We start from the raw sequence: 25,902 nt of genomic DNA on the forward strand, positions 1-25,902 counted from the left end.
ACCAGCTTTGCTACACTCGGGCCTTCACGAATTTTCGAGGTGCGTATGAGCGAGCCGATTCGCCTGACCCAGTACAGCCATGGCGCCGGCTGTGGCTGCAAGATCTCTCCGAAGATGCTCGAGGTGATCCTCGCCGAAAGCGGCACCCAGGCCCTGGACCCCAAGCTCTGGGTCGGCAACGCCTCGCGCGACGACGCAGCCGTCTACGCCCTCGATGACGAACGCGGTGTGGTCTCGACCACTGACTTTTTCATGCCCATCGTCGATGACCCCTATGACTTCGGCCGCATCGCCGCCACCAACGCCATCAGCGACATCTACGCCATGGGCGGTGACCCGCTGATGGCCATCGCCATTCTTGGCTGGCCAGTCAATGTGCTGGCCCCGGAAGTGGCCCGTGAAGTGATCCGTGGCGGCCGCGCCGTCTGCGCCGAGGCCGGTATTCCACTCGCCGGGGGCCACTCCATCGATGCCCCCGAGCCGATCTTCGGCCTGGCCGTGACCGGCGTGGTGCAAAAGCGCCATATGAAGCGCAACGATACCGCCACCGTCGGTTGTCGCCTGTACCTGACCAAGCCGCTGGGCATCGGTATCCTCACCACCGCCGAGAAAAAAGCCAAGCTGCGCGACCAGGACAAGGGCCTGGCCCGCGACTGGATGTGCACCTTGAACACCCCGGGCAGCCGCTTCGGCAAGCTGGCCGGGGTCAAGGCCATGACCGACGTCACCGGCTTCGGCCTGCTCGGCCACCTGGTGGAACTGGCCGACGGCAGCGGCCTCAGCGCCCGCCTGAACTACAGAGCGGTGCCCCGCCTGCCGAGCGTTGAGCACTACCTGAGTGAGGGCTGCGTTCCGGGCGGCACCCTGCGCAACTTCGACAGCTATGGCGAAAAAATCGCCGCGCTGAGCGACGAGCAAAAGCACCTACTGTGCGACCCGCAAACCAGCGGCGGTCTGCTGGTGGCGGTGGCGCCAGAGGGTGAAGCGGAGTTTCTCGCCGTGGCCGGCGAACTGGGCCTGAACCTGGCGCCAATCGGCGAGCTGGTCGAGCGACAGAGCCATGCAGTTGAGGTGCTTTGATGCGCGACAACTGCACCGACTACCGCCAGCTGTTTCTTAACGATGTAGCCATGATGGACATGCGCGCCCCGGTCGAATTCAGCAAGGGCGCCTTCCCCCACGTGATCAACCTGCCGCTGATGAACGACCTTGAACGGCAGAAGGTCGGCACCTGCTACAAGCAGCAGGGCCAGCAGGCCGCCATCGACCTCGGCCATCAACTGGTCAGCGGCCCGCTCAAGGACCAACGCATTGCCGCCTGGGCGGCCTTCGCCCGGGCCAACCCCGAGGGTTACCTCTACTGCTTTCGCGGCGGCCTGCGCTCGCAGATCGCCCAGCAGTGGCTCAAGGCCGAAGCCGGCATCCACTACCCCAAGGTGGTCGGCGGCTACAAGGCGATGCGCAACTTCCTGCTGCATACCACCCAGCAAGCGGTAACCGACTGTGACTTCGTGCTGATCGGCGGCCTCACCGGCACCGGCAAGACCGAGGTGCTGCAAACGCTGGACAATGCGCTTGATCTGGAAGGCCACGCCAATCACCGCGGCTCAAGCTTCGGCAAACGCGCTACCGGCCAGCCGGCACAGATCGACTTCGAGAACCAGCTGGCCATCGACGTACTGAAAAAACGCGCACGCGGCGTCGAGCAATTTGTACTCGAAGATGAGGGCCGCATCGTCGGCAGTTGCACCCTGCCGCTGGAGCTTTACCAGGGCATGCAGCACTACCCGCTGGTGTGGCTGGAAGACAGCTTTGACAACCGGGTCGAGCGGATTCTGCGCGATTACGTGATCGACCTGAGTGCCGAGTTCGTTGCCTTGCACGGGGATGAAAACGGCCTGCCGCGGTTTGCCGAACGCCTGACCCAAAGCATGGCCAACATCCTCAAGCGCCTCGGCGGCGAGCGTTACCAGCGGCTCTCGGCGTTACTCGGGCAAGCGTTGCAAGAGCAGCTGCGAACGGGTGCGGTGGACCTGCATCGGGCCTGGATCAGCGGTTTGCTCAACGAATACTACGACCCGATGTATGCCTACCAGCGCCAGAGCAAGGCTGAGCGTATCGAGTTTGCCGGCGACCAGCGCGAAGTGCGCGAGTACCTGCGCGCCCGCGCCGCCCGGCGCTGACCTCAAGGCTGCAGCAAAGCCTGCAGTTCGTCGGCCCGGTCGCGGGTGCTGCCGAGGATGCAACCGGCGCCATTGAGCTGGTCCATGGTGCCGCCGGTGAGGCTGTAATACAGGTTGCAGTTGGCGTCGCGGTACTTGATCCATGCGCGCTGGGCTTCACGCAACTGGGTTTGCTGGGGCCCTTCGAGGCTGGCCATGGCCTTTTTGTAGGCACTGTTGAGGCGGCTGTCCTGACGTTTGATCTCGGCGCCGTTGCAGTTGTTCATGGCCAGGGTGGATTCGGCGGTTTTCATGCAGGCGCTGTAGGCCTGTGAGTATTCGTCCTGGGCCTGGGCTATTGAAGAACAACAGACCAACAGGCCGACAAGCAAAAATGGATGTTTCATTCTGCGGACTCCTTCTTGGGTGGGAGCGGCGGTGCGACGCCTCGACTTGCCCCGCGATCAGGCCGGCCATATTGACACACCTGCATCACCTTCTCGCGCAACCAGCGGTGCCCCGCCTCCCCTTCGCGGCGCTGATGCCAGGCCTGCTGGAAGGCAAAGGGTTTGATTGCCAGCGGTGGCTCAAACCTGCGCAGGCGTGAATCCAGCGCACCGCTGTCCAGGCTGCGGCGGGCCACGGTCAGGATCAGGTCGGTGCCGGCAATCACTTCCTGGGCCGCGGTCCAATGGGGCAAGGCCAGCGCCACCCGGCGCCGGGCACCGATGCCCTGGAGCGCCAGGTCAATCTCGTTGTCGATACCCGGACGCACTGCCACCAGCACATGCGGCCGTGCCAGCCACGCATCCAGGCTCAGGCCGCCCCGCACAGGCAAACTGCTGCGATCGGCGATGCAGGTGAAGGACTCTTCAAACAGCGTCTGCGCCCGCAGCTCCTCGGCCATTTGCGGAAACACCGCCAGAGCCAGGTCGGCCTCGCCGTCGAACAGCTGGCCGAGCATGGCCTCACGGCTGCCCTGGGAGACAATCAGATCGATCCCCGGTGCCTCTTCGCGCAACATGCGCATCAAGCCGGGCAACACTACCCGCGCGCCGTAATCAGACATCGCCAGACGAAAACTGCGTTGCGCCCGACGCGGGTCGAAACCGGGGCTGCCGAGCAAGCCGTCGAGCTGCTCCAGCGCCTGCTGCAAAGGCTCGATCAGGGCCTGGGCGCGCGCCGTGGCGTGCAGACGACCACCGCGACGCACCAGCAACGGATCACCGAACAGCTCACGCAGTTGCGCCAGGGCATGGCTGACCGCCGGCTGGCTACGATGCAGGCGCAAGGCCGCGCGCGAGACATGCTGCTCGGCCAGCAGCGCGTGCAGGGTCAACAGCAGGTTGAGGTCGATCCGGCGCAGATCATCCACCAGACGAATAACTCCTGTGCAGCATTCGAATTTCCATTATTGGGATGGATAGCAAAGACTTTGGCAAGCCACTTTTGAGAGCCATGCCATGAACCTGCCCGCTATCACCGCCACCTTGCTGCCCCTGACCATCGCCCTGCTGGCCGGCGCCGCCGTGCCCTTCCAGGCCGGCAGCAACGCAGCGCTCGGCCGCCTGCTCGGGCACCCGTTGTGGGCGTCGCTGGTGTCGCTGGCGGTGAGTGTGCTGATGGTGATCCCGGCATTGCTGGTTTTGCGGGCGCCGCTGCCACAACTCAATGCCTTGGCCCAAGCGCCCTGGTGGGCCTGGTTGGGCGGCGTTGCCGGGGTTGCCTACATCACCGCCGCGCTGGTGCTGACGCCAAGGCTGGGCGCCGCCGGCTTCATCGTTTGCGTAATTGCCGGGCAGGTGCTGTCGTCGTTGATCATCGACCAATGGGGCCTGATGGGTTTGCCCGAACGCCCGGTCAACGGCCTGCGCCTGGCCGGGGTCGGGCTTATCGTGGTCGGCATGCTGGTAGTGCAGTGGGGAACCTCGGCGTCCGCCCGCTAGATGGCGTCCTTGTCGATCTCGATCGGTGGTGGCGGCGGTTCGATCACTTTCTTTATCTGAAAGTGCAGGCTGGGGGTCTGGATGGCGTAGACGATGACAATGTTCAATACGATTGCCAGGCCGCCATCCAGCCAATTCCAACCGGGTAGCTGCGCGCCCTTGAGCCCCTGCCGACACCACCAGGCCTGCATGACGCAGAAGAAGCTGATCGACAGCAACCAGAGGTAATAACCCGGGCCAAAACCGGTAACGTCGAGAAAGCTGTAACTGTGATTGTCGGGCAAGCGCTCCACCATCAAGGCACTGAGGCCCAGGTACAGGGCGCCGAGGCCAAGCACCAGGGCCAGCCAGCGCCAACGCCGGTGCACAAGGATCGCCAGCCCCAGCAACGGGTTGGCAAACCAGCCGTAGATCTGCATGACGATGCCCCAAGGCCCGAGCAACAGCACCTGCAGGGCATGCAAAGAGCCATCGGCCGACAGGTGAATGGCCTTGCAACTCAGACTCAGCAGGTACAGCGCCAGGGTGATCGCAACGTAAAAGCGGGCCATCAATTGCCTCCACATTCAATGCACGAGGTTGGCTCGGGGGCCGAGCGGAACGGCACTTTACTCCAGGGCGTGAAGGCCAGCGGCACGGTCAACACGATGCCGGCGACCAGCCCCCAGGCCGGCCAGCCCAGCAGCGGCACCTTGCTGCTGTCCGCAGGTTCGTGGCGGTAACGCCACTGGCCGAGAATGAACACCAGCATCGCCAGCAGCCACACGTAGTAACCGATCAGCAGCCCCGGTCCGTTGGCCGAATCAGGCACCGGGGTCAAGCCGAGCCAGCCCAGCGGCACCATCAGGCCACTGAGCGCCAACGCCGCGCAGCCCAGGTACAGGGCTACCTGCGGCTTGGTCCGGTGCATCACCAGGGCGGCGAAATACAGTGGGTTGGCAAACCAGAAGGACCCGTTCAACACCCCCAGGGCCAGGGCGTGCATGCCGCGCATTACGTCGTGCTCACGGGCGCAGGCCTGGAGGAACAGGCTGGTGAGGTAGCAGGCCAGGCTTAAGGTCAGATAATTGAACGGCACCAGGCAATCCTTGCTGGTAAAAGAGCGCGCGACAATAGCGCAGACCGGTGGCCTGCGCAAAGTCGCCCGGCGCTTAGTAGGTGCCGCGCAGGGTCAGCATGAAGTTGCGGGGGTCGCCGTAGTAGTTGCCATAGGTGGAGGTTCCCACGGTCTGGTAGTACTTCTTGTCGAACAGGTTGTTGCCGTTGAGGGTCAGGTCCCAGTGCTCGTCGACCTTGTACTCGACCAGTGCACTCCAGGTCGCATACCCCCCTTGGGTGAAGTCGAACGGCACATCACGCTCGGCGATCGAACCATCGCCATTGAAACGGTTGGTGGTGCCGGATACGTAAGTCGCGCTCTGCGCCTGCACGCCGCCACCAACCTTGAAGTCCTGCAACACACCCGGCAGCCGGTAAGTGGTGTAGAGCTTGAACAGGTGCTTGGGCATCACCGTGCTCAGCGAGGTATTGGCACTGCGGTTGCGATTGAGGTTGAAGGTATAGCCACCGATCAGCATCCAGTCCGGCAGCAGTTCCCCCGACGCTTCGATATCGATGCCCTTGCTGACCACTTCACCGTTGTCCAGGTAGCAGCAGCTGCCGGCAAACAGATTGCTCGCCGAGGTGAAGCGCGGGTCACGCACCGCTTCGTTTTCACGGGTGGTGTAGTACAAGGCAATGTTGGTGTTCAACGCGCCGTCGAACAGCTCGCCCTTGAGGCCGGTCTCGTAGGTCTTGCCGGTCATCGGCTGCAACGGGCTGCCCGGTTGCGGGCCGGCCAGCTTGTTGGCCTGTGGCTTGTAGATCTGCGAGTAGCTGGCGTAGGCCGACCACTGGTCATCAAGGTCATAGACCACGCCACCAAACGGCGTGAGCTTGGTGCCGATGCGCTGGTCGACTTGCGAAGCCACGTTCCATTGCTCGCCGGTGCGGGTCTGGTACATCTGCTCGAAGTGGTAACGCTGGGCGCGGGCACCGAGGATCAGGTGCAGCGGTTCGGCCAGTTGCAGGCGCAGGCTGGAGTAAAGGCCGTACTGACGCTGGGCGTTGGGGTTGTAGTCGCGGCTGTAGTCGGTGTGGTTGGCAGGCTCCGGCCAGGGCGTGGCGTCGGGGTCGAAGACATTCACCGGCCCGCCAAAGCCGGGATGTGGCGCGGTGCCCAGCCAGCGGCTGTCGATGCGCTGGTAGTCAGCCCCCAGTATCAGCTGGTGATCCAGGCCAAAGGCCTGGAAATTGCCGGCCAGGTTGACGTCGTACAGGTGCTGTTCGTTTTCCTGGCGGCTCTGGGTACCGTACCAGGTCACGCCGCTGCCGCTGATCGGGTCAACCGCATTGAGGGTCGACGCGGTCTTGAACCAGGACACATCCCAGATGTTGGTGTACGACAGGTTGAGTATCCAGTCGTCGTTGAAGCGATGGTCGACCTTGGCGAAATACTCGCGCGCCGTGGTGTCGGTGAATGCCCAGGACTGGGTCAGGCCGGTGTGCCGTGGCAGGCCCAGATCGGCGCCATTGCTGTAGCGCGGCACAGCGGCGTTGGTGCCGTTCTCATGGGACTTGTTGTAGCGCACGCCGAAGGTGAGCATGGTGTCATCGCTCACGTCGGCTTCCATCACGCCGTACACCAGCGGCTTTTCCGTGCTGCGCTTGTCGATGAAGTACTGGCGGTCGGTGTTGGCCACCACCAGGCGCCCACGCAAGCGGCCGTCCCAGCCCATGGGCCCGGTGATGTCGAGTTCCTGGCGATAGTTGTCCCAGCTGCCGGCCGACAGGCTCAGTTTGAGCTGGTTCTCGGACATCGGCCGCTTGCGCACCATGTTGATGATCCCGCCCGGGTCGCCCGAGCCGCCGAACAAGGCCCCGCTACCACGCAGCACCTCGACGTGGTCGAACTCGGCCAGGTCGAAGATGTTCGACGAATAGAACGAGCCCATGGCCGTGCCCAGCGCCTGCGGGGCGGCGCCATCGATCTGCAGGTTCTGGATGGAAAAACCGCGCGAGATGAAATCCTGGATGCGGAAAGTCGTGCTCTGGGTAATCACTCCCGGTGTCGCCTTCATCGCTTCGTTGATGTCGGTGAGCTGCTGGTCTTCGATCAGCTGACGGGTGATCACCGCCACCGACTGCGGCGTTTCGCGCAGGCTGGTCGGTGACTTGGAGCCTACGCTGATCAGCCCCGGGGCATAGGAGCCGGTATTTTCCGTACTTTCGCCCATGCCCTGGCCGGCCACCGTGGTGACCCCCAGCTCCAGCACCTGGGCTGCCGGTGCAGCGGCTTGCGGTAGCAACACATAACCGTTGTCACCCTGGGCAATACGGTAGCCGCTGCCCTCGAGCAAGCGGGCAAAACCGTCTTCAAGGGCGAAGCTGCCCTGCAGGCCGGCTGTGTTACGCCCCGCCAAATCAGCCGGATCGAAGGCCAGGGCGACGCCGGCTTGCTGGGCGAAGCGGTTGAGCGCTGTGCTCAGCGCACCGGCAGGCACGTCGAAGCGCTGTTGTTGACCCTGGGCCATTGCTGGCACAGCGACTGCAGTCAGCAGCAGGCCGCTGCAGGCCAGCTGTACACAGAGCGCCAGAGGGCTCAAAACGGGGCGGCCAGTAAATCGGCGCATGGTGAAAAGGCTCCTTGTTTAATCATGTTGGCTTCTAGAAGGACGGGCCAAGATGAGAATGAGGAACCAGTCGTGAACAATTACTTATCAGCACTGCGGCGCTCGATACGCGTCCACCAGGCCGTATGCGAATGAATCGATATCGGCAGCACTTCAGCCAGCAGCTGCAGGGCCCGCTCGCTGTCGTCCAGCGGCAGCACTGCCGACACCCGCAGATCAGCCAGCGCCTTGCGGTCAAAGCTCAGATGGCCGCGGCGCTGGCGGGCCAGGGCATCGAGGACATCCACCAGCGGCGATTGCTCAACCACCAGTTGATGACGCTGCCAGGCCTGGTCAACACTGGCCGGATCAATACTGGCCAGCAGCCCCAGGTCATCCCGGCGAACCCAGGCCCGCCCGCCTTTGGCCACCGCCAGCGACTTGTCCTGCTCGGCACTGCGCACCATCACCTGGGATTCGAGCATGGTCAGTTCGCTGCCGGCACCGCCACGGGCAACCACGAAGCGCGTGCCCAGGGCCTGGAACGTGCCGTCGGCGGTGGCCACCACGAAAGGCCGGCTGCTGTCGTGCGCGACATCCACCAGCACCTTGCCGCGCAACAGTTCGATACGTCGCTCGTGGGCGCTGAAGCGCAAGTCCAGGGCCGAGTTGCCTTCGAGGATGACCCGCGTGCCGTCGCTCAGCGTGTGGCTCTGCCATTGCGCTGGCGCGGTGTGCAGGTCGGCCAGCAGGTTTTGCGGATGCCAGCCGGACAGGCTCAGGGGCACGCCCAGTGCTGCCAGCAAAGCCAGGCCCAACAGCACCCGTCGTGGGTACTGCGCGCGCCGCTGGGCATTTGCAGGCGTGCGCAGTGCGGCGCGCACCGGCTGGCGTTGCGGGCGCAGGCTGTGCATCTGTTCGAGGATCGCCTGCATGCGAGTGAAGGTGGCTTCATGGCGAGCGTCCTGCCGACGCCAGGCCTCCAGCGCCTGGCGCTCTGCCTCACTCAGCTCACCCTCGCCCAAGCGCAAAATCCATTCGGCGGCGTGCTGTTCGATTGACGCTTGGGCCGTCATCGGCAATCAAACATTAACGGCCTGGTGGCAATGCACCAGGGCCTGCATCAGGTACTTGCGCACCATGCGTGGCGAAACCTGCAGGCGCTCGGCGATCTGCACCTGGCTCAGCTCGTCCAGGTAATAGTCGACAAAGGCCTGGCGGGCCTTTTCATGCAAGCCCTCGAGCATGAAGGTAATCTGCTCCAGCGCCTCCAGGGTCAGGAGGATCTGCTCGGGCGACTGATGGCCCTCCATGACCTCGACAGTCAGGGCCAGTTCGCGCAGGTAGGCGTCTTCGATCTGCTGGCGACGTGCCCGATCGATGATCAGGCGCCGCGCCGTGGTACTGAGGAAGGCACGCGGCTCGCGAATACCCAGGAGCGTGTCGCGCGAGCCGAGAATGCGTACAAAGGTGTCCTGTGCCAGGTCCGCCGCATGCTGTGAACAGCGCAACTTGCGCCGCAGCCAGTTGAACAACCAGCCATGGTGCTCGCAATACAGCGTGTGGATCGCGCGTTGCAGCGGCGGCTCGGCGACGGACATGGCGCACTCGCAAGTGTGTAAGTGAGAATTGTTCCGAATAATATCCAGATGCCCGACCGCAACGCAACCGCCAGGCAGCAGCCAGGATTCAACCGTCCAGCGGCGCCTGATCGAGCAGCAGCCCGTACAGCCCCGAGTCCGAAAGCTCTCCGGCCACGCACCAGCGCTGGCGCAACAGCCCTTCAAGGACGAAACCCTGGCGCTCCAGGGTACGCGCCGACCCCTGGTTGCGCGGGTCGATCTCGGCCTCCAGCCGGCGCAGGTGCAGGCCATGGGCCAGGTAATCGATGAAACAGGTCAGTGCCTCGTCCATGTAGCCACGGCCCTGCGCGCAGCTGGCCAGGCAATAGCCGATTTCGCCACGGCGCGAGGTGGGCTCCAGGTTGAACAGCTGGGTCATGCCGATCAGCTCGCCATTGTCGCGCCGATAGATTCCCAGCTTGAGCATCTGCCCGGCGGCGTATGCGTCGCGGTCTTCGGCCAGTGCTGCCTGGGCCTCTGCCAGCACTTGCCAGGGGCCGTGGTTCCAGTAACGCATGACCTGCGGATCGGCCATGATGGCAAACCACGCCGCAGCATCCTCGGCCACCATCGGGCGCAGTTGCAGGCGCGGGCTTTCGAGGCACAGGTCAGCGGGAAAACTGTACATGCGGGTCACGCGGGACCTCCTGTCCGATTCATCAACCCGGCAGTGTAACCCTCAAGTCACGCCTCAGGCGACTTCGGCGCCCTCGTCCGGCCAGATCGGCTCGTTGGCCTCCAGCGGTGGCAGGCCATAGGCGGCACGGGCGGCATCGCAGCTGGGGTTGGCTTCGCCATTGACCCAGGCCGCATCGAACTCGCGACAAGGGGTTGAGCGCTGTTCATACAGGCTGCAGCTGACCCCTTTGCCGATCTCGCCCTCAAGCCCGATGCAGCGACAGGGCTTGCTGTCGGTGCCGATCATCGCAACGCGGCTGGGGCTGATCTGGACCACCAGATCGTCGGGCACGACACCACCCGCCGACGTGCACTCACCCCAGAAGAAAGACACACGGAAATACCCGCAGCAGGCGCCGCAGTTCAAACAAGGATTATGTTCGGACATGATGAGAAGGGGGGGAGGTTGATTATCGTTATAGGGAGAAACCCGCCGCCATTCTATGCTTTGCCGGGTGTTTGAGAAGGGGGGTAATGCAGAAATAAATCGCCGCTGACGGACGGTTGTTTCGCGGGAAAAACCTGCTCCAGCTGTAGGAACAGGTTTGACCCGCGCCCGGGTCAGTGCTTACTTCTGGGCCGGCTTGCTGCCGATGCCATCAGCCCGGAACATCTGGCGAATACCGCGTACCGCCTGGCGGATACGGTCCTGGTTCTCGATCAGGGCAAAGCGCACATGATCATCGCCATAGTCACCAAAGCCGATGCCCGGCGACACACAGACCTTGGCCTCGGCCAGCAGCTTCTTGGCGAACTCCAGCGAGCCCAGGTGTGCATACTCTTCGGGAATCTTCGCCCAGACGTACATCGACGCCTTGGGGTTCTCGACCATCCAGCCCAGCTCGTGCAGGCCCTTGACCAGCACGTTGCGGCGCTGGCGATACTGCTCGGCGATATCGCGCACGCACTGCTGATCGCCTTCCAGGGCAGCAATGGCCGCGACCTGCAGCGGGGTGAAGGTGCCGTAGTCGTGGTAGCTCTTGATGCGGGCCAGGGCGCTGACCAGCTCGGGGTTGCCGACCATGAAGCCGATTCGCCAGCCGGCCATGTTGTAGCTCTTGGACAGGGTGAAGAACTCCACGGCAATGTCCTTGGCCCCCGGCACCTGCATGATCGACGGCGCCTTCCAGCCGTCGTAGACGATGTCGGCATAGGCCAGGTCGTGGATCACCAGCACGTCGTACTGCTTGGCCAGGGCCACCACCCGCTCGAAGAAGTCCAGCTCGACGCACTGCGCGGTCGGGTTGGACGGGAAGCCGAGGATCATCATCTTCGGTTTCGGAATGGATTCGCGGATCGCCCGCTCCAGCTCGTTAAAGAAGTCCACGCCCGGAATCAACGGCACCGAACGCACCTGGGCACCGGCAATCACTGCGCCGTAGATGTGAATCGGGTAGCTGGGGTTGGGTACCAGCACGGTGTCGCCATGGTCGAGGGTGGCGAGCATCAGGTGCGCCAGACCCTCTTTGGAGCCGATGGTGACGATGGCTTCGCTTTCCGGGTCGATCTCGACCTCGTAGCGGTCCTTGTACCAGCGCGAAATCGCCCGGCGCAGGCGCGGGATGCCGCGGGACGTCGAATAGCCGTGGGTGTCTTCGCGCTGGGCGACCTGCACCAGTTTCTCAACGATGTGCGGCGGCGTGGCCCCGTCGGGGTTGCCCATGCTCAGGTCGATGATGTCTTCGCCACGACGGCGTGCAGCCATCTTGAGCTCGGCGGTAATGTTGAAGACGTAGGGGGGGAGACGATCAATGCGCGCAAAGCGGCGCGGCGAACCTTGGTCAGCCATGGCTTCCTCGAAGACGTAAGCGCCCGGAACCGTCCGAGCGACGTTGGCCACTGCGGTGGCCGAAGCAGAAGATAGGGCCTCGACCGCCGCGCTGTCCAGCACAAAAACAGGCGTTAACGGATTTCCTTGTAGGACGATGCCTGCCATTTCACGGCTGCAGCCAGGCCCTCGGTAGGCATAAGACCGCTGCCTTTCACCGCTGAAAAACCCGTACCCTGGTTGCCCAGCGAAACGGCGCGCTCACCCTTTTCAGCTTCGGTCAGCAAGGTATAGGAATGTTTGCGCATTGCCTGGTACTTGCTTTCATCACGCTCAAGCACCTGATGATAGGCCTGCAAGTCACGTTCGTTGAGGTTAAGCATCTTCTGCAATTTGACGCCCCAGCGGGTCAGGCAGACTTCGGCAAAATGGCGAACGATCAGCCCGGGCTCGGCCAGTACCTTGCCGCCAGCGGCGCCGTCGGCGGCCGCGTTGCCCACCAGTGTGGCGTGGCGCCCCGGCATCGGGTAGACATGGCAACGGGTGGCGTCATGGGTTTTGGGAATTACGCAGGCAAAGCCCTTGGAGCGCTCGTCGCGGGAGAAGAAACCTACGTACTGTTTGACGTTCTCGCCCAGTTGCACGCGATGGCGGTCGAAGTTACCAATGCCCGGCACCGGATCGATGGCGAATATATTCACTGGAAGCTTTTTCAGCTCACTGTCGCCAAGCATGGCATTGGCCAGCATGTGGCAGCTGACGGCGCCCCTGCTCCACCCCACCAGGTTGACCTGGGTGGGAATGACGCCTTCCTTGCGAAACTGCTTGATGATCTGCTCCTGGAGCAACTGCGGGGTAATCTTGCGATTGCCGTAGTTGTAGGTGCGCCAGAACCAGGACGCCGTAGCGGTCGAGTTGGGGATAGGGATGCCAGCAGCCTTCAGGCGCTGATACTCCTCCTCGCTCAGTTCCGTGCGCTGCCAGTTGCTCTGCCCCTTGATGATCTGCAGTGCGTGCTGGACGTTCTCCTCCCAGCCTTTGCCGAACAAGGTCTGGTTCCAGTTGTAATAACCACCGGGTTCGACGAACAGTTCATCGGCTTGCAGGTTGCCACTGCCCGGGCCATCGACGGCGATCCAGTGGGCATACTCCTTGCCCTGGTCGTTTGAAGCGAGGGTCGAAACCAGCTCGCCATTCCAGAAGTTGGGGTTGTTGTCGTCGAATCGGTGCGACCCGGTGCCGCAAAAATACACGGTCAAAACACTCATGCCATGATCCTGTCAGGTTGAAGATCACGACACGCTACCGCCGGCACAGCACCCGCGGCAGGCGGAAAGCCTCCCGGGCAGCGGGCACCGAGCCGCTGCCAGGGAGTGTTCGGCTCAGTACACCTGAACCCGCCACAGCTCACGGGAGGCCGAGGCCGGCGACATAGGCAAGCGGCCATGCAGGGTCTGGTAGTTGTCGATCAGCACCAGATCACCTTCGACCCAATCATGGGCGATCAGGCATTCATCGTCGTAGACCAGGGCATTGAGCTGCTCAAGCAGGGCCTGCTGGGCCTGCGCCTCGAAGCCTTGCACCTCCTGGCTCAAGGTCTGCAGGCTGGAGTCGGTGCCTTCCTGATAGCGCAGAATGCGTTCGCCGGTGCGCGGGTGCAGGTCGACCAGGCTGTAGTGACGCGGCGACCCACCAAAGTAAGTCATGCGCGTGTAATAGGTGATATCAACCGCCTGCCACAACCGCGCCACCTGGTTGCCAACCTTGCGCAAGGCATTGCGGCTGTCGACGATGGTGGTCTGCCCTTCCCCCGGTTGCGGCGCAGTCTTGCAATAGAGCATGAACTTGCTTGCGCAGAACTTCGGATCGCGCTGAACCTGAGCATCGCTGTCCGGCAGCATGTTCAGGTCCCAATGCAATGGAGTCTTTTCCAGCGAGTGCACCACGCCTTCGGGTTTGTCCGCCGGCTTGACCACATGCACCTTGCCGAACGCCCACTGGTAGATGGTGCCAAAGCGCTCGCAGTCGCGGGCAAAGCTGTCGCGGTCTTCGAAGCGGCAGCCACGCAGGCAGACAAAGCCGAAGGTCTCCACCAGCGCTTCGAGCAGCTGCGTCGAAAAACGTTCGAAGCCCAGCCCCAACGGGTCACGTACCACCAAGCCGAACAACGGACGCTTCTGCAGCTCGAACTCGAAGCCCTGCAGCGCTTCGCCGGTGCTCTCGTGGTACAGCCACGGGCGCCCCTGGTACTGCACCAGCACATGCTTGTCGATGTCCACCTCGGCACGGCCGCGCAGAGTCTGGCTGCCATCCAGGTAGCGCACCGGCACCGCATGCCAGGGGCTGGACACCCGGGTCAGGCCGTCGGCCAGGGCCACGGTGAATTTTGGCCCGGCATTGTCGTACTGATGCACCGACAGGCGGATGTCGTCGGGGAAGAAGCGATTGACCGCGGCATTCAACGCCTGGCCGCGGAACATCATCTGGTAGGCCTTGTAGCCGATCTGCTGCAGGTGCTCGTCTTCGCTCTGCCCAGCTTCGCGGCACAGGCGCAAGTCGTTGTAGAGGTGGCTGCAGAGCTTGTCGTGGGCGTGGCTGAGGGTTTCATCATGGCGGCTCTGCTCGATCAGTGCCTCGACGTTCTTCCACGGCAAACGTGCCTGTTTGACCAGGGTCGCGCGTACGGCATCGGCACTGCTGGCCTGGGGGAACAGGTCTTCCATGCTCACCCAGTTGATCGTGTGGGTGGTGCACAACTCGCGCAGGGCCTGGTTGTAGGCTTTGCGCAGGTCATCAGGTACACCAACGATGTCGTTGAAGGTGGTGCCATCGCTGAGGATCGACACCACGCAGCCCGGCGCGTGCAGCGCGGCGATGTCCTGGCCGAGTTGGTCGAGGCGCTCGATGGCCATGGCTTCGCCGTAATCCGGCATCGTGCCGAAGGTCTGGTCGCGGGCGTTCGGCGACTTGCACGGGAAGCCCGGCAGCACCAGACGCACCGGCGCCTGCTGATCGTAGAAGCGGGCCAGGCTGACGGCCAGATTGGCCCTGCCCGCCGCGTCAAAGCGATCGTCATTGTCCTTGAGCAGATAACCCGCCAGCACGTCGCTGACCGCCTTGATCCAGGTGTCCTTGTGTTGCATGACCTTTCTTCCTTGAGAGGTGGTGTTTCAACGTTGGCTGGCGAGAGTGCCAGCCATGCAAGAAGTGAGTGCCTGTTGCAGGGCCCGCAACAGCTCTGCCGGCTGCTCGCAGTAAAGATCCGCCGCCTGTGCTTGCAGGGCATAGACCGGGCCATAGCCCCAGGTCACGGCGGCGCAGTGCATGCCGGCCGCCCGCGCGGTCATCAGATCGATGACGGTATCGCCGACAAACAGGCAACGCGCGGGCTCGACGGCCAGGTAGCGGGCCGCCTCCAGAGCCGCGTCAGGCTGCGGCTTGAGCGGGTGGCCGCGGCGCTGGCCAAGGACAAGCTCGAAGGTACCCGACGGGAACAGCTGCGCAGCCACCTGCAGCGCCATGTCATGGGCCTTGTTGGTGACGATGGCCATCGGCAGTTGCAGCCGGCGACAGCCTTCAAGCAGCTCCGGCACGCCATCGAACGGTCGCGAGAACTGCACCAGGTGCTGCTGGTAGCAGGCGATGTAGTGCTCATGCAGAGCCTTGTCGTCGACAATCCCCAGGCGCGCGGCAACCCGCTCGAGCATCGCCCCGGTACCGCCGCCTACGTAGGCACTGATGGTCTCCAGTGACAGCGGCGGGTAGCCCTGCTCTTGCAGCACGTGGTTCAGGCACCAGACGATATCGGGCAAGGTGTCGACCAGGGTGCCGTCGAGGTCGAAGATCACCGCATCAGCCGCCAGCGCTACCGGCATCATTGCGCACTGGCGTAGTGGCAAGGACGGCCCTGGCGGAACACCAGGCGGCTGTAGCGCTCATCGATGTTGCTGCGCTTGTCGAGCATCACCACCCCGCTACGCTTGATCGCCACCGAGTGCCAGGGCGTACGCCAGAGGTCGCTGGTAGGCACCAGGCGAATGCCGATTTTCGCCGATACCGCCAACTGCGGGTGGATCGACAGGCGCAGGCACTGTGGATAACGCGCCTGCAGCAAGGCACTCCAGGCTTCACTGCGCTGGATCACCCGTTGCGAGGCCGGCTTGGCGATCTTCTTCACCGCGTTCAGGCTCATGCCGGCGAACTCGCCAAGGCCTGAGTAATCCTCGGACAGAAAGCGGTGGATGCCGCAGTACATCAGCATCATGTGTGGCTCGTCCTGAAAGCGCTGGCCCAGCGCAATCAGCGACTGGCCGTACTCGATCATCAGCTCTTCGCGCATGGAGTCCAGGCAACCCAGTTGCGGATAGGCATCCTTGAGATCGAACAGGGCGAAGCTGTTCGGGTAGTGCTGCTCGGCGTAGCGCTGGATCTCGTCGGTGTAGGCTTTGACGTGCTCATCCGGCACGCGCACCAGGTCGGAGAACACATAGCCGTCGGAGCAGATGTGAATCAACGCACCCGGTGCGTACAGGGCCTGGATTTCCGCGCACAGCTGCTGCAGCTCGTCGATAGCGTGGCGCTCGGCAAGGTCTGGCAGGTGGCTGAGGGTTTTCTGCCGGTTCGGCGATTTGCCCGGGAAGGCTGGCAGAACCATCTCGATGCGCTGGCCGGCTTCGATGGCGGTGAGGACTTTATCCAGATGCGGTTCGAGCACCTCGGCCGACAGCTCGTCATCCTGCCCGGGCGCCAGGCTGCGACGACGGAACAGGCAATCGAGCACCTGCAAGGCGGTGTCGAAATGAGCGGAAGTGTGGCGTTCGCGCAACAGCGCGAGGCACGCCCGTTGAGCAACGGCGTTTGGCTCGGTCATGAACAGTCCCTTGTGTGATGAATCACGGCCAGCATCCTCTGGCCCTGCGCAGATACTCCTTACCTGCGCGGCGATAAAATCCGGCAAACACGGGGTACTTGTCAACAGCAGTTTCGGTCGTTTGTAGAAACGCCGCACAAACAAAAACGCCCCAGGCTTCGCAGCCTGGGGCGTTTTCATTACACGCTGATGAATCAGTGCGCGTAAGTCAGCAGCAGCTCGGTCGGCACTTTGGTGTCCAGCGACATCATCACGCTCAGGGCAGTGATGGTGAAGATCGAGAACACGAACAGCTTGCGTGCCCACAGGCGGTCATCGACAGCCTTGTAGCCGGTCCAGGCCATGTACAGCCAGTACATGCCCATGGCCGCGGCTACGGCCATGTAGCTCATGCCGGCGTAGCCACCCAGGGTCAGCATCAGGGTCGCTACCAGGAACGCCACGATGTACCAGAGGATGTGCTTCTTGGCCACCAGGATCCCGCGCTTGACCGGCAGCACCGGAATCGATGCGGCCAGGTAGTCGTTGAAGCGGAAAATCGCAATGGCGTAGGAATGCGGCATTTGCCACAGGCTGAACATCACCAGCAGGGTCAGTGCAGCCAGGTCGAAGCTATTGCTTACCGCGCAATAGCCGATCACCGGAGGCATGGCACCGGACAGGCTGCCCACCAGGGTGCCGTGCACCGATTTGCGCTTGAGGTACAGGCTGTAGAACCCGACGTAGATGACAAAGCCGATCAGGCCGAACAACGCTGCCAGAGCATTGGCCTGCACATACAGCAGGCCAAGGCCGGCCACCCCGAGCAGGGTGGCGTAGGCCAGCGCGACTTTCAGCGAGATCTGGCCCTGGACCATCGCCCGGTTCTTGGTGCGCTCCATCTTGATGTCGATGTCACGGTCGATGCAGTTGTTGAACACGCAACCAGACGCCACCACCAACGAAGTGCCAATCACCGTGGCCAGGAACAGCATGAAGTCGACATGCCCTTGCGCGGCAAGGAAGAAACCGCCTGCCACAGAAAGCACGTTACCGAAAATGATCCCCGGTTTGGTGATTTGGATAAAGTGCTTAACGGACATGTCGTCTTACCTCACTTCGCCATCATGCTGGTGTGGATGCTGAACATGATCCACAGCGACAGGCCGACCAACAGTGCAATGACCATCACGGTAAACATGAAGGTCGACACGTTGGAGCGCTGCTCGGCGGAACGGTCCATGTGCAGGAAGTACACCAGGTGAACCACGACCTGGATGACCGCCAGGGCCACCACGACCATGATCGTGATGTCCTTCGGCATGCTCGGGAACATCACCAGGCCGAACGGAATCGCTGTCAGGATGACCGACAGGATGAAACCGATCACATAGGACTTGACGCTACCGTGGTTGCCCTCGGCGTGGCTGTTATGTGCGTTAGCCATTTACAGAACCCCCAGCAGATACACGACGGTGAACACGCAGATCCAGACCACGTCCAGGAAGTGCCAGAACAGGCTCAGGCAGCTCATGCGGGTCTTGGCGGTGCCAGTGATACCGTGCTTGTTGATCTGGTACATCATCACCGCCATCCAGATCAGACCTGCGGTTACGTGCAGACCGTGGGTACCGACCAGCGCGAAGAACGCCGACAGGAAGCCACTGCGCTGCGGGCCGAAGCCCTCGGCGATCAGGTGATGGAACTCATAGACTTCCATCGCGATGAAGCCGGCACCGAACAGGAAGGTGACAGCCAGCCAGCCCAGCACGCCGCCCTTGTTGCCTTTGAACATCTGCAACATGGCGAAGCCGAAGGTGATACTCGAGAACAGCAGCAGTGCGGTTTCGACCGCGACAAAGTCCAGCTGGAAAATGTCGTGACCCGACGGGCCGCCGGCAAAACTGCCGGACAGCACCGCGTAGGTGGCGAAGAGCGACGCAAACAGGATGCAGTCGGTCATCAGGTACAGCCAGAAACCGAATACGGTCATCTGGCCCGAGTCGTGGTGGTGGTCGTCATGCCCATGGTCGTGACCATGAGCATGAGTATCAGCGTTAATTACATGACTGGACATTGATTAAACCCGTTCAAACGATTCGACACGTGCGCCAACCGGGGTACCGGTAGCCAGGCCCAGGGACTTCATGCGCTCACCTTCGATGCGCGCCACTTCCTCGGCTGGAACCATGTAACCCTGGTCGTCACGAGCAGCGTGGGCGACGAAGACCGCGATGGTACCGATCAGGCTTGCGCCGACCAGCCACCAGATGTGCCAGATGAAGGCGAAACCGAACACGGTCAGCAAGGCACCCATGAACACACCGGTAGAGGTGTTGTTCGGCATGTGGATCGCTTCGTACTTGGCTGGAACCTTGTAGGCAACACCGGCTTCCTTGGCTTCGTGCCAGGCATCCAGGCCGACTTTCTCAGGCATGGTGGCGAAGTTGTAGAACGGTGGTGGCGACGAAGTCGACCATTCCAGGGTACGGCCGCCCCATGGGTCGCCGGTCACGTCCATGTTGTCCTTGCGGTCGCGGATCGACACGTACAGCTGGATCAGCTGGCAAGCGATACCGAACAGGATCAGCACGGCGCCGACAACGGCTACGTACAGGTAGGGTTCCCACAGTGGGTTGTCGGAGTGGTTCAGACGACGGGTCATACCCATGAAGCCCAGTGCGTACAGCGGCATGAAGGCCACGTAGAAACCGGAGATCCAGAACCAGAAGGCAGCTTTGCCCCACTTCTCGTTCAGGGTGAAACCGAAGGCTTTCGGGAACCAGAAGGCGAAGCCGGCGATGTAGCCGAATACCGCACCACCGATGATCACGTTGTGGAAGTGAGCGATTACGAACAGGCTGTTGTGCAGAACGAAGTCAGCACCTGGAACAGCCAGCAGTACGCCGGTCATACCACCGATCGAGAAGGTCACCATGAAGCCCAGGGTCCACATGATCGGCGCGGTGAAGCGCAGACGGCCCTGGTAGATCGTGAACAGCCAGTTGAACAGCTTCACCCCGGTTGGGATCGAGATCAGCATGGTCGCCAGACCGAAGAAGGTGTTGACGCTGGCGCCCGAACCCATGGTGAAGAAGTGGTGGAGCCATACCGCAAAGCCCAGTACCGCGATCGCGCCCGAAGCGTAGATCATCGACTTGTGGCCGAACAGGCGTTTGCCGGCGAAGGTCGAGGTGACTTCCGAGAACACGCCGAAGGCCGGCAGGATCAGGATGTAAACCTCAGGGTGACCCCAGGCCCAGAACAGGTTGACGTACATCATCGGGTTCCCACCAAGCTCGTTGGTGAAAATGTGGAAGTCCAGATAACGGTCAACGGTCAGCAGAGCCAGTGCAGCGGTCAGGATCGGGAACGAAGCGACGATCAGCACGTTGGCCCAGGTGCAGGTCCAGGTGAAGATCGGCATGTCCATCAGCTTCATGCCAGGCGCGCGCATTTTCAGCACGGTGGCGAGGAAGTTGACACCCGTTAGCGTCGTACCCAGGCCCGATAGCTGTAGCGCCCAGATGTAGTAGTCGACACCCACGCCAGGACTGTACTGGATACCCGCCAACGGTGGATATGCGACCCAGCCGGTCTTGGCGAACTCACCAACACCCAGCGAGACGTTGACCAGCACGACGCCGGACACCAGCAGCCAGAAGCTCAGGGAGTTGAGGAACGGGAAGGCAACGTCACGCGCACCGATCTGCAGAGGCAGGGCCAGGTTCATCAGGCCGGTGAAGAATGGCATTGCCATGAAGATGATCATGATCACACCGTGAGCGGTGAAGATCTGGTCATAGTGTTCGGGCGGCAGGTAGCCCTCGGATCCGCCGGTGGCCATGGCCAGCTGCGTGCGCATCATGATGGCGTCGGCAAAGCCGCGCAGCAGCATGATCATCGCGACGATGATGTACATCACCCCGATCTTCTTGTGGTCGACCGAAGTCAGCCACTCGGACCACAGGTAGGTCCACTTCTTGAAATAGGTGATAGCACCAACGAGCGCGAGACCGCCGAGCGCGATCATGGCAAGCGTCACCATGACTATCGGCTCGTGATACGGAATCGCATCCAGACTTAGTTTACCGAACATCTCTTACTCCTCTGCCCCAGCAGCTGAATGCATACTCACGTCCATCCCTTCGGTACCGGCCGCTTCTTTGCTCTGCTCTTGTTCGTGGACCGGCCGGCCGCGGTTCATGCCTTCGTACTTGTCGACGATGGACTGGAACTGCTCAGGCGAGGCCACGCTGTACAGCGCGACTGGATTGTTTTCGCTTGTTTTGGCCAATGCTGCGTATTCAGCGGCATCCAGCTTTTTAGGCGATTGCTTGACTTCGTTCACCCATGCTTCGAAATCGGCCTGGGAGGTGGCGGTTGCCTTGAACTTCATACCGGTGAAACCAGCACCGCTGTAGTTGGCGGAGATACCGTCGAACTCACCGTTCTCGTTGGCGATCAGGTGCAGTTTGGTGGTCATGCCCGCCATTGCGTAGATCTGCCCGCCCAGGCCCGGGATGAAGAAGGAGTTCATCACCGAATCCGAGGTCACGCGGAAGTTGACCGGGGTGTTGGCCGGGAAGACGATCTTGTTGACCGTGGCAATGCCTTGTTCCGGGTAGATGAACAGCCATTTCCAGTCCAGGGCGACCACGTCGATCTGCACCGGCTTCACGTCGGAAACCAGCGGACGATACGGGTCCAGCTCATGGGTGGTCTTGTAGGTCACGTAACCCAGGGCAATGATGATCAGCACCGGGATGGTCCAGACCGCCACTTCGATCTTGGTCGAGTGCGACCAGTCCGGGGTGTAGGTGGCTGCCTTGTTGGAAGCGCGGTACTTCCAGGCAAACGCCAGGGTCATGAAAATGACAGGAATCACCACCAGCAACATCAAGCCGGTAGCGATCAGGATAAGGTTCTTTTGCTCAATGCCGACCTGGCCCTTCGGGTCGAGCAGGGTCCAGTTGCACCCACTGAGTAAAAGCATGCCTAAAAAGGGCAGAATGCCAAACAGTCTGGGGTAACGCTTTTTACTCATCTCACGACCTCTAGAGCAGCTTGCTTCAATGCAATTTGTGTTTTGGTCGCCAACACTTCGTCCTGCCAAGCGTCAGCATTTATGGGATCGAATACGGTCATACCTTGAGGCCAGCTGCGGCGGCTCGGCATAAACCGGGTATTGCGGTGTTTATTATTTTGACTTCAGTAGGCAACAGGCCTGTGTTCAGACCAATTCCATTTGGTGCGGGAAATCACGGAGGGGGGTCAGCCCGGCATCGCCGCAGGCGATGCTCGTCAGAGTCAGCGAAAAGAGCCCTGGAGCTCCTTTAATCCTGCGACTCGCAAGCGGTGCCGAACGGAAATTGGGGGCGATTGTAGATAGGTAACCTATCGTTGACTATGACTTATTGAGCAACAGTCCTTTACCAATTGTGTAACAATCGCGCCCGAAAAATCAGTTTCGCGACAGTTTGTCGCACCCCTTTCAATACCCCTGGAACGCCCGTTCTACAAGGGTTAGAACTTGATCAGGATCAAGTTTGGTGCGACAAACTTTGCAAACCTGATTGCACAACAGGCTTGCGTCAATACATGACTTTTGTCTAAGCCTGACGGCGGTTGCGGTAGATGCCCAGGGGTACCAGTACGGCGGTCAGTATAAAGGCTACCAGTGCCCATTGCGCCAGGGACAGACCCATGACCGGCGGGTACGGCGTGGAACAGAAGCCATCGACCTGGAACACCAGCGGCAGCACCGAGGCCAGCGGCAGGCCGTCGACGATCGGTTGCAAGGTGTCGATGCCGCAGCTGACCGCCGGATTGGCGAGGATGTACACGTGGTTACCGGCAGCGGCGATGCCACCAATGGCGCTGAGCACCACCAGGCCTTCGAGCAGGGTCAGGCTGCGCTTGCCGGGCATGGCTGCGCCAATGAAGGCAAACACGGCGATCAGCAGCAACGCATAGCGCTGCAGGATGCACAGCGGGCATGGCGCCTCGCCGAGCACGATCTGCATGTACAGCGCACCGCCGATCAGCGCCAGGCAGATCACCCCCAGCAGTACCAGAAAGCGCCGTTCCCGATTCAGGCGCGATGTTTGCTCGTTCATTGCTGTTCCTTCGTAGACTGGATGGCTCGACTGCCGATGCGCAATTCTACACGCTGAAGCAGACCATAGAGAGCGGCAAAAGTGCCGTCCCAGGCCCTGGTGAAGAATGGGCAACAGCAGAATACTGATTTGCCACTATCTTAGTCCTGTGGATTACCCTATCATTAACACTGTACAAATAAACAGTATCGAATACATCGATTACCAAAGGCATGTGAGGTGATGAATGGCCGTCGAAGTGGTATACCGCAGCAGCCGCGACCTGGAGCGCTTGTTCATGGATAAAGCCGAAGCAGACCGTCACGACAAGATGCTGGAGCTGGCCGAGCTGCTGGCCGAGGTCCTGAAAAAAGCCGTGCCGTCGCTGAGCGAACAGCAGGTCGAGGATGCCGGTATCTATATGGCGAAAAACCGTGACGTGTTCGCCAAGGCCTTCAAGAGCCAGCCCGACGCCCTGTCCGAGCTGCTCGCCGAGGGCGCCGCCGAGTAGGCGCCGTTCAGTTGTAGATCATCTGCTCGGCGAGCATCTGCGCCACTCGCGCCGGCGAGCGTTTTTCCGCCTGGGCGTGGGCGAACACTTCGGTCAGGCGCGAGGGAATGCGCGCCAGGTGCGCGGTAATGGTGCCCAGGTCCTCGCCACGGTGCTTGAGCGCCACATAGATCAACCCGCCGGCATTGATCACGTAATCGGGCGCATACAAAATGCCGCGGCTTTCCAGCTGGTCGGCCACCTGCAGGGTGGTCAGCTGATTGTTCGCCGCCCCCGCCACCGCCGCACAGCGCAACTGCATCACGCTCTGGCCGGTGAGTATCGGCCCTACCCCGCACGGGGCAAAAATGTCGCAGGGCGTGCTGATCAACATCTCGTTGGCCACCGGCCGGGCATTGAACTGCTCGATTGCCAGTTGCACCCGGCCCGGGTCATGGTCACTGACCAATAGCTCGGCGCCCGCGGCATGCAGCTGCTCGGCCAGGGCGTAGCCGACATTGCCCAAGCCCTGCACGGCGATGCGCAAGCCTTCGAGGTTGTCACTGCCCAGGCGCGCCATCGAGGTGGCGCGAATGCCGGCGAACACGCCCATGGCCGCATGGGGTGACGGATCACCGGCAGCGGTGGTGCTGGTGACGTGTTGGGTGGTCTGGGCGATGCAGTCCATGTCCAGGGTCGAGGTGCCGCTGTCCACGGCCGTGATGAAGCGCCCCTGCAGGGTTTCGACGAAGCGCCCGAACGCCTCGAACAAGGCCGCGCGGTTTTCCACATGGGGGTTGCGAATGATCACCGCCTTGCCGCCACCCAACGGCAACCCGGCCAGGGCGGCCTTGTAGCTCATGCCCTGGGCCAGGCGAATGGCGTCGACCATGGCGCTGTCGTCGTCCGGGTAAGCCAGGTAGCGACAGCCTCCCATGGCCGGGCCCAGGTGTTCGCTATGAATGGCGACCACTGCTTTGAGGCCGGTCGGCGGGTCGATGCACAGGTGCAGCGACTGCGTGCGAGTGCTTTGCATGAGAGCGAACATCGGCAGGCTCCTCGATGAGGTGCTGATCCCAGTATAGGTCGCGCTTTACACCCCGATGACAACACTCGGACCACTGGACGAAAGGCCGCGCCAGCGCTACAACAGAAGCTTGAGCGGAGGTTGTGATGAACCCACGTAGTGCCTGTCTGGCTTGCCTTGAACGTGACCCGGTCGCCTTGCTGGAGGCGGCGCTGTGGATCGCTGCCGAGCACGATGACAGCGTGGTGCCTGCGCGCGTCATGGCCGAGGTTCAGGCCTTGCAGCAGGAAGTCAGCGCCGGGCTGCCGATGCTGCCGCTCAGCGAACTGGCCCAGCCGTTGTTACGCCGCCTCAACGCCCTGGGCTTCCAGCAGGACGAATACCACCCGCTGCGGCCCCAGGCGGCGCTACTCGACAAAGTCATGCAACGCCGCCGCGGCCAGCCCCTGGCCTTGGCCTTGCTGAGCCTGGAACTGGCTCGCGGCCTGTCGATCCCTCTTGAGGGAGTGAACTTCCCCGGGCACTTTCTCTTGCGCGTGCCCGGTGCCGACCATCTGCTCGACCCCTGTGGCGGCCGACGCCTGTACCCGGCCGATTGCCGCGAGCTGCTTGGCCGTCAGTTCGGCCCGCAACTGGCCTTGAGCGCCGACCACCTGCTGACCGCCAGCCCGCTGCAGATGCTCCAGCGCCTGTCACGCAACCTGCGCCAGCTGCACGCCAGCCACGACGATCATCTCGAAGCCCTGAAGGACGCTGAACGGGTGTTGCAGCTAGGCCCTGGCACTGCCGCCGACTACATGGCCCGCGCCACCCTGTATCAGCACCTGGAGTGCCCCCAGGCCGAACGCTTCGACCTGGAGCACGCCTTGCTGCTCAGCGACGATCCAATCCAGCGCTTGCGCCTGACGGAACGCCTGAGCCATCTGCCGCCAGCGTCGCAATCGGTGCACTGACATTCTGCTCCGGGCTGAGCAGCATGATTTATGGTGCGTCGGGCTGCCTCGACGGATGAGCCTGGGCAAACGCCGAATGCGCCTCGGCCAGGGCCGCGACCCGGCGAATGCGCGGGAAGCCACTGAGGTCGATATTGAAGCGCTCGGCGGCGTACAACTGCGGAACAAGGTAGACGTCGGCCAGCCCCGGCTCGTCGCCAAAGCAGAAGCCCTGGTCACCGATCAACTGCTCGACCGCGGCAAGGCCCTGGCTGATCCAGTGGCCGATCCACTGGTTGACCTGGGCGTCGTCATGACCCAGGCCGCGCAGCTGATTGAGCACGCTGACGTTGTGCAGGGGGTGGATGTCGCAGCCGATCAGCGCCGCCACGCCACGCACCTGGGCCCGGCGCAGCGGGTCCTGGGGCAACAGCGCGGGTTGTGGATAAACTTCTTCCAGGTACTCGATGATCGCCGGCGACTGCACCAGCAGCTCACCGGAGTCGATCTTCAGCGCCGGCACTCGCCCTTGCGGGTTGAGGGCCAGGAACTGTGCTTCGCGCTGTTCGCCCTTGAGCAGGTTGACCGGCACCTGCTGGACCTCCAGCTGCTTGAGCGCCAGGGCAATGCGCACCCGGTAGGATGAGGTCGAGCGGTAGTAACCAAAGAGTTCCATGGCC

The 25,902-nt window shown here is 62.2% G+C and carries 27 protein-coding genes; 5 read left to right on the forward strand and 22 right to left on the reverse strand.

The window, feature by feature from the left end; all coding sequences use genetic code 11:
• The first annotated feature begins 45 nt into the window (after window positions 1-45).
• Window positions 46-1,080: a selenide, water dikinase SelD gene (selD, locus tag JYG36_RS22940; protein ID WP_213602387.1), complete on the forward strand. Its 1,035-nt coding sequence runs from the start codon at window positions 46-48 to the stop codon at window positions 1,078-1,080.
• Window positions 1,080-2,183: a tRNA 2-selenouridine(34) synthase MnmH gene (mnmH, locus tag JYG36_RS22945; RefSeq protein ID WP_213602389.1), complete on the forward strand. Its 1,104-nt coding sequence runs from the start codon at window positions 1,080-1,082 to the stop codon at window positions 2,181-2,183. The genes selD and mnmH overlap by 1 nt, the downstream gene beginning before the upstream one ends.
• A 2-nt stretch (window positions 2,184-2,185) precedes the next feature.
• Here mnmH and JYG36_RS22950 read toward each other — a convergent pair whose 3' ends face one another.
• On the reverse strand, window positions 2,186-2,569 hold the full coding sequence (locus JYG36_RS22950; protein WP_249744377.1) for a lysozyme inhibitor LprI family protein: 384 nt from the start codon (window positions 2,567-2,569) through the stop codon (window positions 2,186-2,188).
• Window positions 2,566-3,537: a LysR family transcriptional regulator gene (locus JYG36_RS22955; protein WP_213602391.1), complete on the reverse strand. Its 972-nt coding sequence runs from the start codon at window positions 3,535-3,537 to the stop codon at window positions 2,566-2,568. Before JYG36_RS22955 ends, JYG36_RS22950 begins: the two co-directional genes overlap by 4 nt.
• Window positions 3,538-3,625: 88 nt before the next feature.
• On the opposite strand from JYG36_RS22955, the gene JYG36_RS22960 reads away from it, so the two are divergent.
• A complete protein-coding gene (locus JYG36_RS22960) occupies window positions 3,626-4,108 on the forward strand; it encodes a DMT family transporter (RefSeq protein WP_045196159.1) in 483 nt (160 codons plus the stop codon).
• Here JYG36_RS22960 and JYG36_RS22965 read toward each other — a convergent pair.
• The 18 genes from JYG36_RS22965 to JYG36_RS23050 form a co-directional block, all read right to left on the reverse strand.
• Window positions 4,105-4,659 (reverse strand): hypothetical protein, encoded by a 555-nt coding sequence (locus tag JYG36_RS22965; protein ID WP_195885696.1) that lies wholly within the window; start codon window positions 4,657-4,659, stop codon window positions 4,105-4,107. The two genes, JYG36_RS22960 and JYG36_RS22965, sit on opposite strands and share 4 nt — an antisense overlap.
• Complete coding sequence (locus JYG36_RS22970; protein ID WP_052676506.1) at window positions 4,659-5,186, reverse strand: hypothetical protein; 528 nt, start codon at window positions 5,184-5,186, stop codon at window positions 4,659-4,661. Before JYG36_RS22970 ends, JYG36_RS22965 begins: the two co-directional genes overlap by 1 nt.
• Before the next feature lie 73 nt (window positions 5,187-5,259).
• The gene (locus JYG36_RS22975) at window positions 5,260-7,779 is read right to left on the reverse strand and encodes a TonB-dependent siderophore receptor (RefSeq protein WP_213602393.1); all 2,520 of its coding nucleotides are present in this window, start codon (window positions 7,777-7,779) and stop codon (window positions 5,260-5,262) included.
• An 80-nt stretch (window positions 7,780-7,859) separates the two neighbouring features.
• Window positions 7,860-8,834, reverse strand: a complete 975-nt coding sequence (locus tag JYG36_RS22980; protein WP_213602395.1) for a FecR family protein — start codon at window positions 8,832-8,834, stop codon at window positions 7,860-7,862.
• A gap of 6 nt (window positions 8,835-8,840) precedes the next feature.
• Window positions 8,841-9,359, reverse strand: coding sequence for a sigma-70 family RNA polymerase sigma factor (locus JYG36_RS22985; protein WP_045196152.1), 519 nt, complete (start codon window positions 9,357-9,359; stop codon window positions 8,841-8,843).
• A gap of 88 nt (window positions 9,360-9,447) precedes the next feature.
• On the reverse strand, window positions 9,448-10,017 hold the full coding sequence (locus tag JYG36_RS22990; RefSeq protein WP_093388037.1) for a GNAT family N-acetyltransferase: 570 nt from the start codon (window positions 10,015-10,017) through the stop codon (window positions 9,448-9,450).
• A 54-nt stretch (window positions 10,018-10,071) separates the two neighbouring features.
• Window positions 10,072-10,446, reverse strand: coding sequence for a YkgJ family cysteine cluster protein (locus JYG36_RS22995; RefSeq protein ID WP_045196148.1), 375 nt, complete (start codon window positions 10,444-10,446; stop codon window positions 10,072-10,074).
• A 180-nt stretch (window positions 10,447-10,626) separates the two neighbouring features.
• Window positions 10,627-11,847 carry an alanine transaminase gene (gene alaC / locus JYG36_RS23000; RefSeq protein WP_045196146.1) on the reverse strand — a complete coding sequence of 407 codons (1,221 nt, stop codon included), beginning with the start codon at window positions 11,845-11,847 and terminating at the stop codon, window positions 10,627-10,629.
• A 113-nt stretch (window positions 11,848-11,960) separates the two neighbouring features.
• Complete coding sequence (locus JYG36_RS23005) at window positions 11,961-13,094, reverse strand: hypothetical protein (protein ID WP_093388034.1); 1,134 nt, start codon at window positions 13,092-13,094, stop codon at window positions 11,961-11,963.
• Window positions 13,095-13,208: 114 nt separating this feature from the next.
• Entirely contained in the window at window positions 13,209-14,969 is a 1,761-nt protein-coding gene (locus tag JYG36_RS23010; protein WP_213602397.1) for an isocyanide synthase family protein, read from the reverse strand.
• Between the two features lie 27 nt (window positions 14,970-14,996).
• Complete coding sequence (locus tag JYG36_RS23015) at window positions 14,997-15,704, reverse strand: HAD family hydrolase (protein ID WP_195885692.1); 708 nt, start codon at window positions 15,702-15,704, stop codon at window positions 14,997-14,999.
• Window positions 15,701-16,696, reverse strand: coding sequence for an isocyanide synthase family protein (locus JYG36_RS23020; RefSeq protein WP_093388028.1), 996 nt, complete (start codon window positions 16,694-16,696; stop codon window positions 15,701-15,703). Before JYG36_RS23020 ends, JYG36_RS23015 begins: the two co-directional genes overlap by 4 nt.
• Before the next feature lie 194 nt (window positions 16,697-16,890).
• Window positions 16,891-17,778 (reverse strand): heme o synthase, encoded by an 888-nt coding sequence (gene cyoE, locus JYG36_RS23025; protein ID WP_038997062.1) that lies wholly within the window; start codon window positions 17,776-17,778, stop codon window positions 16,891-16,893.
• Window positions 17,779-17,789: 11 nt separating this feature from the next.
• Window positions 17,790-18,122 (reverse strand): cytochrome o ubiquinol oxidase subunit IV, encoded by a 333-nt coding sequence (cyoD, locus tag JYG36_RS23030; RefSeq protein WP_038997063.1) that lies wholly within the window; start codon window positions 18,120-18,122, stop codon window positions 17,790-17,792.
• Complete coding sequence (locus tag JYG36_RS23035) at window positions 18,123-18,752, reverse strand: cytochrome o ubiquinol oxidase subunit III (RefSeq protein ID WP_026001353.1); 630 nt, start codon at window positions 18,750-18,752, stop codon at window positions 18,123-18,125.
• A 3-nt stretch (window positions 18,753-18,755) separates the two neighbouring features.
• Window positions 18,756-20,774, reverse strand: coding sequence for a cytochrome o ubiquinol oxidase subunit I (gene cyoB / locus JYG36_RS23040; protein WP_045196135.1), 2,019 nt, complete (start codon window positions 20,772-20,774; stop codon window positions 18,756-18,758).
• A 3-nt stretch (window positions 20,775-20,777) separates the two neighbouring features.
• Window positions 20,778-21,722: a ubiquinol oxidase subunit II gene (gene cyoA, locus JYG36_RS23045; protein ID WP_045196132.1), complete on the reverse strand. Its 945-nt coding sequence runs from the start codon at window positions 21,720-21,722 to the stop codon at window positions 20,778-20,780.
• A 565-nt stretch (window positions 21,723-22,287) separates the two neighbouring features.
• Window positions 22,288-22,794 carry a disulfide bond formation protein B gene (locus tag JYG36_RS23050; RefSeq protein ID WP_045196130.1) on the reverse strand — a complete coding sequence of 169 codons (507 nt, stop codon included), beginning with the start codon at window positions 22,792-22,794 and terminating at the stop codon, window positions 22,288-22,290.
• Window positions 22,795-23,020: 226 nt separating this feature from the next.
• Between JYG36_RS23050 and JYG36_RS23055 the strand changes: the two genes are divergently transcribed.
• Window positions 23,021-23,284 carry a YebG family protein gene (locus tag JYG36_RS23055; RefSeq protein WP_045196128.1) on the forward strand — a complete coding sequence of 88 codons (264 nt, stop codon included), beginning with the start codon at window positions 23,021-23,023 and terminating at the stop codon, window positions 23,282-23,284.
• Between the two features lie 7 nt (window positions 23,285-23,291).
• Here JYG36_RS23055 and JYG36_RS23060 read toward each other — a convergent pair whose 3' ends face one another.
• Window positions 23,292-24,311: a Leu/Phe/Val dehydrogenase gene (locus tag JYG36_RS23060; RefSeq protein ID WP_045196126.1), complete on the reverse strand. Its 1,020-nt coding sequence runs from the start codon at window positions 24,309-24,311 to the stop codon at window positions 23,292-23,294.
• Between the two features lie 125 nt (window positions 24,312-24,436).
• On the opposite strand from JYG36_RS23060, the gene JYG36_RS23065 reads away from it, so the two are divergent.
• Window positions 24,437-25,243, forward strand: a complete 807-nt coding sequence (locus JYG36_RS23065) for a SirB1 family protein (protein WP_213602399.1) — start codon at window positions 24,437-24,439, stop codon at window positions 25,241-25,243.
• A gap of 28 nt (window positions 25,244-25,271) precedes the next feature.
• Here JYG36_RS23065 and maiA read toward each other — a convergent pair whose 3' ends face one another.
• The gene (gene maiA / locus JYG36_RS23070) at window positions 25,272-25,898 is read right to left on the reverse strand and encodes a maleylacetoacetate isomerase (protein WP_093388023.1); all 627 of its coding nucleotides are present in this window, start codon (window positions 25,896-25,898) and stop codon (window positions 25,272-25,274) included.
• Between the last annotated feature and the right edge of the window lie 4 nt (window positions 25,899-25,902).

Source organism: Pseudomonas sp. SORT22 (assembly GCF_018417635.1).
In the GTDB taxonomy this organism is placed as follows: Bacteria; Pseudomonadota; Gammaproteobacteria; order Pseudomonadales; family Pseudomonadaceae; genus Aquipseudomonas.